We start from the raw sequence: 13,167 nt of genomic DNA, 5'->3' as shown, positions 1-13,167 counted from the left end.
ACCCAGGCGGGCGGCGCCCTGACCATCGACGCTGCCGGCGACGTCCAGAACGCAGGCTCGCTGCTGGCTTCATCGGCCCTGTCGATCACGGCCAATCGCATCGGCAACACCGGCACGATCGCCACCGATGGCGCGTTCGATCTGCATGCACGCACGGCGCTGGACAATCAGGGCAGCCTCTACACGGGCCAGGCATTCAACATCGCCGCCGACACGTTCACGCTCGGCGCGGCGGCGTCGCTCTCCAGCGCGCAAGACATCACCATCGATGTGACCGGTGCGCTGAACAACGCTGGCAAGATCGTCGCCAGAAGCGTCGATCTCCGCGGTGCCAGCGTCAGCTCGACCGGTACGCTCGGCACGCAACAGGGTGACCTGCATCTCGAAGCACGCCAGGGTGATCTCACGCTCGGCGGTGTCGTGTCGTCCGCAGCGGGCGTCGATGCAACGGCTTCAGGTGCGATTCGGCAGAGTGGGCAGCTGGCGGCAACGGGTCTCGCTTTAAGTGCGACGGGTGACGTCATCACGCAGGGCGACATCACGGCCCACGCGGCCACGCTCACCAGCGGAGCCACCCTCAATCAGGCGGGCACCTTGTCCGCCGACACGGTAGTGCTCAATGGCGCTGCGGTGAAGAACGATGGCCGCACGCTGTCGTCAGGTGACGTGACCGTTCATGGCGGCAGCGTCGATGTGGCCGGCGTCCTGGCGGCAGGTGTCAAGGCGGACGGAACGCTCGACACGGCCGGCGACCTGCACCTGCTGGCCGACAACACGCTCACGGCGCATGGCAGCCTGCTCGCCGGTCGGACGCTCGACGCGCAGGCGAATGCGCTCGACCTCTCCTCTGGCACACAAAGAGCCGGTGGCGACGCCACGCTGATCGCGCGTGCGGGAAACATCGATCACACCGCAGCGGATCTAGCCGCTGGTGGTGCCTTAACGGCGCAGGCCAGTGGCGCACTGATCAATCGCGGCACGGATGGCCATGATGCGCGTCTGCAAGCCGACGCGCTTCTGCTTCAGGCCGGCTCGATCGACAACGGTCGCGGCAAGTTGCTGCAGACGGGTAACACCGCACTGACGATCAGCACCTCGGGCACGTTCGACAACAGCGCTGGCGCCATCGCCACGAACGGCAACGACCTCACATTGCACGGTGGTCGTATCGTCAACACCGGCGGCACGGTACAGCTGGCCGGGACGGGTCAGCTCGACGTCTCCGCGGATCAGGACATCGACAACCGCCAGGGCACGCTCGCTGGTAACGGCGCGACGCGTGTCACGGCGAGCACGGCGCTGGTCAACGATGGTGGCCTGATCAATGCCCACGGCGCCACGATCGTTTCGGCCGCATCGTTGAGCAACCTCAGCAATGGCGCGATCTCGGGCAACACGCTCGGCGTCACGGCGACGGGTAGCGTCAACAATGCTGGCGGCCTCATGCAGGCTACCGGCGGCAACCTGTCGCTGACCGTTGGCAGCCTCGCCAATAGCGGCGGCACGATTCAGTCGGCACCGGGCACCGTAAGCCTCGGCGTCGGTAGCACGCTGGACAACGGCACCGGCACCATCGCTGCCGGCGGCCTTGCCACAATCACGACCGCACGACTGGTCAACGCCGGCACCATCGCCGCTGCGCAGTTGAATGTGCAGGCGACCGACACGCTGACCAATACGGGCGGCCTCCTGCAAAGCCGCGGCGCGATCGATCTGCGTGCGGCCAACGGCCTCAACAACAACGCAGGCCGGATCGAAGCCAACGGCGCGACGACGCTGAACTCTGCCTCGATCTCGAACGTGGGTGGCCGCATCGCCAATGCGAGCAGCGCGCTGACCCAGGTCACGTCTACCGGCGGTATCGACAACCGTGGCGGCACGTTGGGCGGGCAGGGTGATGTCAATCTCTCCGCTGCTTCAGTATCCAATGCTCAGGGCGGCACCCTCGTCGCGGCCAGCAACCTGACCCTCGGCACGGGCCAGCTCGACAACACCAGCGGCAACGTCTACGCCGGAAACACTTTCAGCTTCGTCAATGCGGGTGCGTCGGCATACAACGCCAACGGCAAGATCACCGCGGGCCGCCAGCTCAACCTCACGCTGTCCAGTCTCGACAACAGCGGCGGCACCGTGCAGGCCGGTATCGACGGCGTCGGTGGGGTCGGTAATGTCGTCCTCGATGCCCGCAACCTCGTAGGGCAGGGCAGCATCGTTGCCAACAACACGTTGGGCATGCACCTGGCGGGCGATTACATCCAGGCCGCCGGCTCCAGCATCAAGGCAAACGGCGGTTTCAACCTCGCGGTGGATGGCCAGTTCGTCAACAACGGCAGCATCCAGGCGGTGAGCGGGCTGAGCGTCAGCGCCGCCAACATCACCAACAACGCGGGCGCCTTGCTCGACTCAGCCAATACCCAGCTCAACACCGGCGGCACGATCACCAACGCCGGCAGCATCCAGGGCAATACGGTGGGGTTGCACGCCGGCACGGTGAACAACACCGGCAGCATCATGGGTGGCGATGTGACCATCCAGGCCGGCACCGTGATCAACGGCGCCGACCTCGGTCGTGCGACGGATAATGCCGCGTACCAGAGCGGCACGATCGCCGCGACCAACAGCGTCGATATCTACACCAGCTACCTGCTCAACCGCGACGCGCAGATCTTCAGCCTCGGCAATATCAACGTGGCCGGTGCCGCTCGTAACGGCCAGGGTCTGTTCGACACGCGTGCGAGCCAGATCGACAATCTCTCCGGTTCGATCCAGGCGCWGGGCAGCATCCTTCTGGCGGCGAACCAAATCAATAACGTGCGGCGCGTGCTGGACTCCAGCAGCCACACGTTGACGCAGGCGGAGTCCGATGCCTCGCGGCCCTTGCCGCGGTCGGACTATAAGTACGCGATCAACAAGGTGCAGGAGTACGAGACCTACACCGAGTACCACACGATCGACGAGACCGTGGTGTCCGCGGCGAGTGCGCAGTCACAGATCGTCGCCGGCGGCAACATCTCGCTCTACGGTTCGGTGAACAACACGACCTCGACCATCGCCGCCGGCGGCTTCCTCGCCGTGAACCAGGCGGGTGCGGGTGGCGGTACAGGCATGGTCTTCGGCAACGAGACCGTGGCGAACAACTCGCTGGCGGCGGGGCGGACCATCCAGTCCGTCGCGGTAACGCATCACATCGGGTGCGGTACGGACCAGAGCCTGTGCAACAACAATCCGGAAAACGCCAAGGAGTCTTACTCGTACCGTCCGGACACGAACCCCGCCAACTACATCCACGATAACTACACGGCGCTCGGCGCCGTGATGTCCGGCGCGCAGGGCGTGTCGATCGGCGGCGTGAACGTCTCCAATGGCGGCGTGACGCCGGACGGTCGCCAGGTGGGCAATACGCGCCTGGACCCGAACGCGCAGGCGATCGGCCTGTCGTCGTTGAACAAGGGCAATGCGCAGGGCGCGACCGGGTTGCCGGTCGGCGCGCAGGTCGATCCGGCTACCGGGCATGCGCCGCAGGTGCTGGGCGGTGCGGGCGAACCGCTTGCCGGTGTGACGCTGCCGACAGGTGGCATCTATAGCATTCGCGGTGAAGCGGCCAGCGTCGACGCAAGCGCGTTGGCGACGGTGGCCTCCGCACGTTCGGTCGGCCTTCGTGGCAACGCGTATCTGGCGGCCTTGCTCGGCCACGCACCCAGCGGCAACTACCTGATCGAGACCAATGCCCGGTTCCTCGACTACAGCCAGTTCATCAGCAGCGAGTACCTCCTCGACAAGCTCGGCCTGGATCCGGCACGCACCATGATGCGGCTGGGTGACGGGTTCTACGAACAGCAGCTGGTGGTCAACCAGGTGACCCAGCTCACCGGTCGCGCCTATCTGTCCGACTACAGCAGCGGCCTGCAGGAATACCAGTCGCTGATGGACAACGCCACGCACGTGGCCCAGGCAATGAACCTGAGCGTCGGCGTGGCCCTCACGGCAGCCCAGGTGAGTGCGCTCACCCAGGACGTGGTCTGGATGGTCCAGCAAAACGTGGATGGCCACGAAGTACTGGTGCCGGTGGTGTACCTCGCCAATGGCAACGTCGGCCTGACGGCACAGGGCTCGGTCATCGCGGGTAAGGACGTGAGCATCGATGCGTCGGGCTCGCTGTCCAACGGTGGGCTTATTCAGGGTCAGAACAGCACGTTGCTGACGGCGCAGGATCTGCTGAACACGGGGCGGATTTCCAGCGACGGTCTTACGGCGATCGCCGCGACGGGCAACATCACCAACTTCAATGGTCGTATCGACGGCGCGGGCGTCAGTCTGATCGCTGGCGGCGATATTCGTTCGGAGAACGTGGGTGGGCTCGCTGGTCGCGGGATGGATGCATCGAGCATCACCGCGACGCAGGGGATGCAGATCAGCGCGGGGAACAACCTGTCGCTCGATCACACCACGGTCAGCGCGGGCGGAGATGCGCTGCTTTCGGCCGGGCACGATCTGACCCTTGCGGGGCAGGGTGTATCGGCGGGTGGCAGCCTGGCACTGGCGGCGGGGAACAACCTGTCGCTGGAGTCCAGCCTCACGACGACACATCCGTACCAGTGGAGTAACTCGATCACGGGGACGCAGGCTGAAGGCCTCACCCTCAGTGCGGGGAAGGACCTGTCACTGGTAGCCGGCAACAACCTCAACCTCTCGGCAACGACGGTTAAGGCTGGCGGCAATGCAGCGCTCCAGGCAGGCAATGACCTGACCCTGGGCGCCGTACAGAGCGGCACCCGTTGGAGCACGCAGACAAAGGGCAGCAGCGTCGAGGCGGGCGGCTCGCTCATGGTCCAGGCGGGTCACGATCTCAGCGCGCAGGCCAGCTCGCTGAATGCGGGCAGCGACATGGCCCTGCTGGCCGGTCACGACCTGTCGCTCACGACGACGACGAACGGAACATCGACCAAGACCACGCACGACGTCACGAGCCTCGATGCCGGTGGCAACCTGGCCATAGCGGCAGGCCACGATGCCACGCTTGAAGGTACCCAGATCAAGGTAGGTGGCGCCGCGGCATTGCAGGCCGGCAACGACCTGAATATGACGGCGGTTACGGATAGCCAGACGAGCACGTCGAGCTGGAAGGAAGGCAAGAAGCACATCACCCAGACGACTACCGACGAGACGGTGCGTGGGGTGACCGTGGATGCCGGGACGGGCGTGCAGGTTGCGGCCGGTCATGACGCCACGCTGGATGCGGCGACGATTGGGACGAAAACGGGTGATCTTACCTTGGCGGCTGGGCATGACTTGACGCTCAATGCCGAGGGCGAGTCGCACGAGGTCGTCACCGATACGAAGAAAAAGAAGAGCGGCCTGCTCAGCAGCAAGACCACCGTCATGGGCGACGGTAATGCATTACAAGGAGCGGTGGGTGCGGGTGTCAGCGAAGCTGCGAGTGGCGCGATGGAGACGTACCTTGAACAGCACAATATTTCTCCGCGCAGCCCTGAAGGTCAGGCAATGCTGCAATTGGCTGGGGCGGCAATCGGTGGCGTTGCGGGCGGTGGTGCGGGGGCGAGCACCGCACTTGCGGGCCAGGTCTACAACGAGAAGCTGCACCCGGATCTGCTGAAGGGTGTTCTGGCTAACGTTGCGGAGTTCGCGAAGGAGAACGGGTTGAGCACTGAGGAAGCCCAGAACAGACTTGTTCTCGAGGCGATTCGACTGCAGGATTCTGCGACAGACCTCGGTCTTGGAACGGATCAAATCGGAGGAAGCAAGGGGCTCGCCGATGACTCCTTGGCACGCGGCTTTTTGCAGAAGAATAATCTCTACCAGGTAGGTGGAGAGACGGTCGATATCTTCAAGCCGGTTGTGTGCGTGAAAATAGATGTTGCGCCTTCCCAAATAGGCTAACGCATGCGCTTTGATCAATTCATGGATATAGAAACCAAAGACCATTTCGCGGACTTCGTTGACGCGTTGATCGAAGATCTCGCACTCAACTCGGACGAGTGGGAAAACCCGGATCTGGCAAGCTTTCTGTCCGCCATGGCTGCCTGGACCAGATCCTCAGATCAGTACGCCAAGGCCAGCGGTGACGGGAAGGTTACTAGTCCGAGTTGGAGCACGTTTGCAAAAGTCCTAAGTGCATCAAGGGTCTACGAGTAGCGACTCGACACCCGTATGTATAGGGAACGTCTTGCTCGGACCATCATCGAATTGGCACCACCCCCTAAAGCTTTCCCCCCCAAGGCCGATAAGACCATCGAACGAACCCCCGGGCGACACGCGCCCAGGGCCGAACCGGTACGGACGATGGCGAAGAAATCCTCCAAAGACGCAACGTTGGCGCCCCTGGCGCTCGACGCGGACCTGCGTATTGCCGCGGCCCCGGCCTTGCGCGATACCCTGCTCAAGGCGCTTGCCGCCGGCGACGCCGTCGAACTTGACGGTACGGCGGTGGCCCAGGTGGATACGGCGGCCCTGCAGCTGCTCGCGGCGTTTTCCCGCGATGCGCGTGCGGCCGGGCTTTCCGTGACCTGGACCGGTGCCAGCGACAGCCTGCAGCGCGGCGTGGCCGTGCTCGGCCTCAACTCATTGATTGAACTGCCGGCTCGCGCCGGCGTGAACTGAAGGTGCTCCGATGGCTAAGATTCTTGCGGTAGACGACTCGGCTTCCATGCGCAGCATGGTGGCTTTCACCCTTCGCGGTGCCGGTCACGATGTCGAGGAGGCCGATAACGGCCAGGCGGCACTCGATTCGGCAGCTGTCCACAAGTTCGACCTGATCCTGGCTGACGTGAACATGCCGGTGATGGACGGCATCACGATGGTTCGCGAGATCCGCACCCGTGCGGACTACCGCGGTATCCCCATTCTGATGCTCACCACCGAATCGAACCCGGAAAAGAAGATGGAAGGCAAGGCGGCCGGCGCGACCGGCTGGCTGGTCAAGCCGTTCGATCCGGACCAGCTCCTGGCGACGGTCAACCGCGTCCTCGGCTGATCCCAGCCGCGTCTGTTTCCACTTTAGTGTTCCGGTAATTCCAGGGTCTCCCCATGTCCAAAGTCGATCTGGCGCAATTCCACAAGGCGTTTTACGAGGAGAGCCTCGATGGTCTCGACGCCATGGAGCAGGCCCTGCTCGCCCTGGACGAGGGCGCCGAGGATCCGGAACTGATCAACGTGGTGTTCCGCGCCGCCCATTCGATCAAGGGCGGCGCGGCCACCTTCGGTTTCACCGATGTCGCTGCCTTCACCCACGTCGCCGAAAACCTGATGGACGAGGTCCGCAGCGGCCGCCGTCCGATGGAAAAGGCCGTAGTAGAACTGCTGCTGCGTTCGGGTGACACCGTGCGCGACATGCTTTCCCTGTCGATGACCGGCCAGCCGGCCGCCACGGCGGAAAGCCAGGCCCTCCTGGCCGAGCTGTCGGCGATGGTCTCGGGCAACGCGGTCGCTCCGGTAGCTGTCGCGAAGGCTGCCGCTCCGGTCGAAGCGATCGAAGGCTGGGACATCGCCTTCCGTCCCTTCGACTACCTGCTGAAGTCCGGTAACGATCCGGCCCGCATGTTCCGCGAACTCGAGGCCCTCGGTCCGCTCGCGGTCACCTGCGATGCCAGCAAACTTCCCGCGCTGGCCGATATGGACGCCGAGTCGTCCTACCTCGGTTGGACGCTCCGCCTCGATGCCGGCGCCAAGCGCGCCGCCGTCGAAGGCGTGTTCGACTGGGTCGATGGCGACTGCGACCTGACCGTGACGCCGCGCATCGCCGCGCCCGCCCCGGTGGCCGAGGTTGTGGCCGCTGCACCGGCGGCTGCTGCCGCGTCGCGCGCCGTGCGCGATCCCGCTGCCAATAGCGAGTCGAGCTCGGTCCGCGTCGGCATCGAAAAGATCGACACTCTGATCAACCTCGTCGGCGAGCTGGTCATCACCCAGTCGATGCTCAGCCAGTTCAACGACGGCGTGGACGCGTCGCAGCTGGAAATGCTGCGCCACGGCCTGGCCCAGCTCGGACGCCACACGCGCGAGCTGCAGGAAAGCGTCATGAGCATCCGCATGCTGCCGATCAGCACGGTGTTCAATCGCTTCCCACGCCTGGTCCGCGACCTGGCACAGAAGCTCGACAAGAAGGTCGTGCTCGACATGCGCGGCGAGACCACCGAGCTGGACAAGACCGTGCTCGAGAAGATCGGCGATCCGCTGGTCCATCTGGTCCGCAACGCCATCGATCATGGTCTGGAAATGCCGGACAAGCGCCTCGCCGCAGGCAAGGGCGACACCGGCACGCTTCGCCTGGAAGCCTTCCATCGTGGTGGCAGCATCGTCGTCGAAGTCGCCGACAATGGCGCGGGCCTCAATCGCGACGCGATCGTGGCCAAGGCCATCCAGCGCGGCATCATCGCCACGGGCGAGGGTATGTCCGACGAGGCCGTGGCCGATCTCATCTTCGAAGCGGGCTTCTCCACCGCCGCCGCGACCACCGACCTTTCCGGCCGTGGCGTGGGCATGGACGTGGTCCGTCGCAACGTCATGGACCTGGGCGGCACGGTCGCCATCCGAAGCGTGCAGGGCAATGGCACCACCTTCACCATCACCTTGCCGCTGACGCTGGCGATCATCGACGGCCTTACCGCCGCGGTGGGTGAGGAAATCTACATCGTGCCGCTCGTGTCCATCATCGAGTCGGTGCAGGTCAAGCCGGACACCGTCCGCAGCGTGGCCGGCGGTGGCGAGCTGTTCCGCTTCCGCGACAACTGGCTGCCGATCGTGCGCCTGTTCGACGTGTTCGGCTGTGCCGGGCAGCGCCGCGCGGTGGACGAGGGCATCGTCATCGTGGTGGAAGGCGAGGGCACCCGCATCGGCCTGTTCGTCGACGAACTGATCGGCCAGCAGCAGGCGGTCGTGAAGTCGCTCGAAGCCAACTACCGCCGCGTCACGGGCATTTCCGGCGCGACCATCCTGGCCGACGGCTCGGTGGCGCTGATCGCCGACGTGACCGGCCTGGTCCGCATGCAGGCGCGCCGCAAAGCCGCCTGATAGCCGCCCCGGCTCGGGTAGGAGCCGATTCATCGGCGATCCCGCGCCAGCGGGCCAGCCTGCCGCGTCCGCTCAGGCTAGGTAGGAGCCGATTTCATCGGCGACCCCGCGCCAGCGGGCCAGCCCGCCGCAGCACCCATCAGGCTGCAGCGAGCACCCTTCGCCGATGAATCGGCTCCTACCTTAAAAGCGTATTTCGCCCTCAAGAACCCACCGCGACGGCCGATACCCCAAGGGAAGGGGTCCCGAACCGCCGAACCGATCCGCCGTGGGAACGACATGAACCAGCAAGCCAGCTCTGCCTCCGCCGTGCCTGAAGAGGCCGCGCAGTACCTCACCGTGAACCTCGGTAACGAGGAATACGGCGTCGACATCCTCGCCGTCCGCGAGATTCGCGGCTGGACGCCGGTGACCCGCATTCCCCAGGCACCCGGCTACGTCCTCGGCGTGCTCAACCTGCGCGGCGCCATCGTCCCCGTGCTCGATCTACGCCTGCGCTTCGGTCTGGCGCGCGAGGAATACACGGCCACCACCGTCACGGTCATCGTGATGGTCAACGGCCGCCAGTTCGGCGTCGTGGTCGATGCCGTCTCCGACGTGGTCGAGGTCGCCCCGGGCGACGTTCGTCCGGTGCCCGACATGGGCACCACCGTCGATACCGAATATTTGAAGGGACTCACGTCCGTCGCCGAGCGCATGGTTCTGCTGCTCGACGTGGATCGCCTGTTACAGCCGCAGGATGCGCAGATGCTGGAGGCCGCGTTGGCTTCCACGGATGTCAAAGCCGTCGCCTGATACCCGGTTAGTCCTTGCCGCACTTTGCCGATTGGAACCGTGATGAAGAAGTTCAAGTTCAAAGTCCCCGCCCTGACCGTTCGTGGCCGCCTCTACGGCGTGCTCGGCCTGCTCACGCTCATGCTCCTGGGCGGCGCCGCTGTCGGCCTGGGTGCGATGCACTTCCAGAACGAAGGCATGCGCCAGATCTATGAGGAGGAGCTTGCTCCGACCGAGATGCTGAGCCGCGTGAACACCGATTCGCTGATGTCCTTCGTCGTGCTGGGCGAGGCCGCTACCAAGGTCAGCAACAAGGACCAGGTCAAGCAGAAGGTCGCCGAATTCCAGAAGTACCAGGACGAGATGGTCAAGCTGAAGGCCGACTTCGTGAAGCTGCCGATGTCCGCCGACGTCAAGAAGCTCTACGACAAGTGGCAGTCCACCAACACCGATTACGAGCAGGCCAAGGCCGACATGATCGACGCCCTGAACCAGGGCGACGAAGGTTCCAGCGACGTGCTTGAACTGCAGGTCCGCCCGCTCCTGATGGATCGCCAGACCCAGCTCGGCAAGCTGATCGAAGCCAAGCGCGATGAAGCGGCCGCGATCTACGAGAAGGAATCGGCCCAGTACAAGACCGTCCGCGCGCTCAGCATCGGTTCGCTGGCCGTCGGCCTGTTCATCTGCCTGCTGATCGGCGTCCTCGTCGTCCGCTCCATCATCCGCACGCTGTCGCACACCGTGTCTGTCGCGCACCAGATCGCCGAGGGCAAGCTCGGCCACGATATCCAGGTCACGCGCTCGGACGAACTCGGCCAGCTGCAGGAAGCGTTCCGCGCCATGGACGAGCGCCTCAGCGCCATCGTCGGCGAAGTACGCCACGGTTCGGGTTCGGTCAGCACGGCGGCGCAGCAGATCTCGCGCGGCAACGACGACCTCTCGCAGCGTACGCAGGAACAGGCGTCCAGCCTGGAAGAGACCGCCTCGTCGATGGAAGAAATGACCTCCACCGTGAAGCAGAATGCTGAGAACGCCAGCCACGCCAACCAGCTGGCCCGCGGTGCCCGCGAGCAGGCCGAGCGCGGTGGCGAAGTCGTCGCGCAGACGGTCGTCGCCATGCGCGAGATCAACAGCTCCAGCAAGAAGATTTCCGACATCGTCAGCCTGATCGACGAGATCGCGTTCCAGACCAACCTGCTCGCGCTCAATGCGGCGGTGGAAGCGGCGCGTGCGGGCGAGCAGGGCCGCGGCTTCGCCGTGGTCGCGACCGAAGTGCGTAACCTGGCCCAGCGTTCGGCCGGTGCGGCGAAGGAAATCAAGGGTCTGATCAATGACAGCGCGAGCAAGGTCAAGGCCGGTTCCGAGCTGGTCGACCAGTCGGGCAAGGCGCTCGCCGAGATCGTCGAGAGCGTGAAGAAGGTGACCGACATCGTCGCCGAGATCGCTGCTGCCAGCTCCGAGCAGTCGGCCGGTATCGACCAGGTCAACCACGCCGTGCTGCAGATGGACGAGATGACCCAGCAGAACGCCGCGCTGGTGGAAGAGTCGGCCGCTGCCGCCCGTGCCATGCACGAGCAGGCCAACGAACTCAGCCGCCAGGTGTCGTTCTTCCAGATCGCCGGCCACGCATCGAACGCGCCCGCCGCCAAGGCGCCGCGCAAGGATGCCGCCCGCGAAGAGATGGAAACCGTCTTCGCCGCCGTGCGTAGCACGCCGGCACCGCGCGCCCCGCGTCCGGTCGAGTCGGCCGCCGACGCCGGTGTGTGGAAGGAGTTCTGATCGATGAATGMGCTCGTCAACAACGGCGATGCCGTCGGGCTGGCGGGCGCGACGGGACCGAATCTCGGCGAAAAAGAGTTCGGCTTCCTGCGTGAGTTCGTGTTGCAGCACTGCGGCATCTCGCTGGGCGATCACAAACGGCAGCTGGTCCAGGGCCGTTTGCTGCGCCGCCTGCGTGCCCTGAACCTCTCGGGCTTCGAGGCGTATTGCGACCTGCTGCGCCGCGATCCCGAAGCGGAACTCGGTGAACTGGCCAGCTGCATCAGCACCAATGTCACCTCGTTCTTCCGCGAGATGCACCACTACGACATGCTCATCGACGAGCTGCTCCCGCGCTGGCTGGCGGAGAAGCGCGGCGGTGGTCGGCTGCGGATCTGGTCGGCGGGTTGCTCCACCGGCGAAGAGCCGTACGCCATCGCGATGGTGCTGGCCGAGGCCATCGAGCGCACCGGCATCCAGATCGACGCGAAGATCCTCGCTACCGACTTGTCGCCACAAGCACTCGAGGCGGCGCGCAAGGGTGTGTACCCGGTGGATCGCCTGGGTGGCGTAAGCGATGCGCGGCGCAAGCGTTGGTTCCTGCGTGGCGAAGGTTCGTTCGATGGCTACGTGCAGGTACACCCGCGCCTGCGCGAGCTGGTCGCCATCCAGCCGCTGAACTTGCTCCACGAATGGCCGATGCAGGGCAAGTTCGACGCGATCTTCTGCCGCAACGTGGTCATCTATTTCGACAAGCCGACCAAACAGCGGTTGTTCTCCCGTTACGCCGGCATGCTGGAAAGCCACGGCTATCTGTTCCTGGGGCACTCGGAGTCCATGTACGGACTGTCCGAGGACTTCGATCTGATCGGCCGCACGGTCTACCGGAAACGCACATGAGCGACACGTTCGTCGCGCAGCCGAGGACGTTCATCGGCTTCGATCCGAAGAGCGTGCTGCCGGGATTCGAGCACGTTCGCCGCTTCTGGGATCCCGCCCAGGAAGTGGTCACGGTAAAGATTCTTCCGGGCGAGTATTACGTGAGTACCCAGGAAGAGATGATTTCCACGGTGCTCGGCTCCTGTGTGTCTGCGTGTGTTCGCGACGCACGGCGTCGTATCGGCGGGATGAACCATTTCATGCTGCCGGAGCCGGCCGGCGAGCGCGACAGCTGGACCTCGACGGTCGGCCGCGCGGCGCGCTACGGCAACGACGCGATGGAGCAGCTGATCAACGCGATCCTCAAGGCCGGCGGCCGTCGCGACGATCTGGAAGTGAAGATTTTCGGCGGTGGCCGCGTGCTGGCGACGATGACCGACATCGGCCAGCGCAACATCACCTTCGTCCAGCGCTACATCGCGACCGAGAACCTGAAGCTCTGCGCGGCCGACGTGGGTGACATCTACCCGCGCCAGGTCCAGTTCTTTCCGGTCAGTGGCAAGGTGCGCGTGCGCCAGTTGCGCGCCACGCACGGCAACAATCTGGCCGATCGCGAGAAACGATACCTCAAGCGATTGGCCGACGATCCGATAAAGGGAGAGGTGGAACTGTTCTGACGCACGTCGTCGGCAGTATCGCCTTCCACCATCCAGCTACCCGAGTCGCAAGCGC

Annotated in this window: 9 protein-coding genes; all 9 read left to right on the top strand. The window is 64.8% G+C overall.

The window, feature by feature from the left end; genetic code table 11:
* Positions 1-5,898 (top strand): hemagglutinin repeat-containing protein (locus AC1DYM_RS17945; protein WP_477340636.1); only part of this gene is annotated, 5,898 nt, incomplete at its 5' end.
* A gap of 3 nt (positions 5,899-5,901) precedes the next feature.
* Complete coding sequence (locus tag AC1DYM_RS17940) at positions 5,902-6,153, top strand: DUF7660 family protein (protein WP_477340634.1); 252 nt, start codon at positions 5,902-5,904, stop codon at positions 6,151-6,153.
* A gap of 147 nt (positions 6,154-6,300) precedes the next feature.
* Positions 6,301-6,618 (top strand): STAS domain-containing protein, encoded by a 318-nt coding sequence (locus AC1DYM_RS17935; protein ID WP_046968491.1) that lies wholly within the window; start codon positions 6,301-6,303, stop codon positions 6,616-6,618.
* 10 nt (positions 6,619-6,628) lie between these two features.
* Positions 6,629-6,991, top strand: coding sequence for a response regulator (locus tag AC1DYM_RS17930; protein WP_046968490.1), 363 nt, complete (start codon positions 6,629-6,631; stop codon positions 6,989-6,991).
* A gap of 53 nt (positions 6,992-7,044) precedes the next feature.
* The gene (locus AC1DYM_RS17925) at positions 7,045-9,024 is read left to right on the top strand and encodes a chemotaxis protein CheA (RefSeq protein ID WP_477340631.1); all 1,980 of its coding nucleotides are present in this window, start codon (positions 7,045-7,047) and stop codon (positions 9,022-9,024) included.
* Positions 9,025-9,303: 279 nt separating this feature from the next.
* Positions 9,304-9,819: a chemotaxis protein CheW gene (locus AC1DYM_RS17920; RefSeq protein WP_477340629.1), complete on the top strand. Its 516-nt coding sequence runs from the start codon at positions 9,304-9,306 to the stop codon at positions 9,817-9,819.
* 42 nt (positions 9,820-9,861) lie between these two features.
* The gene (locus tag AC1DYM_RS17915) at positions 9,862-11,577 is read left to right on the top strand and encodes a methyl-accepting chemotaxis protein (protein WP_477340627.1); all 1,716 of its coding nucleotides are present in this window, start codon (positions 9,862-9,864) and stop codon (positions 11,575-11,577) included.
* A 3-nt stretch (positions 11,578-11,580) separates the two neighbouring features.
* Entirely contained in the window at positions 11,581-12,456 is an 876-nt protein-coding gene (locus AC1DYM_RS17910) for a CheR family methyltransferase (RefSeq protein WP_477340625.1), read from the top strand.
* A complete protein-coding gene (cheD, locus tag AC1DYM_RS17905) occupies positions 12,453-13,112 on the top strand; it encodes a chemoreceptor glutamine deamidase CheD (RefSeq protein WP_477340623.1) in 660 nt (219 codons plus the stop codon). The genes AC1DYM_RS17910 and cheD overlap by 4 nt, the downstream gene beginning before the upstream one ends.
* The last annotated feature ends 55 nt before the right edge of the window (positions 13,113-13,167 follow it).

The organism is Luteibacter sp. P1_D3 (assembly GCF_056406135.1).
This window is presented reverse-complemented; position numbering and strand designations above follow the sequence as displayed.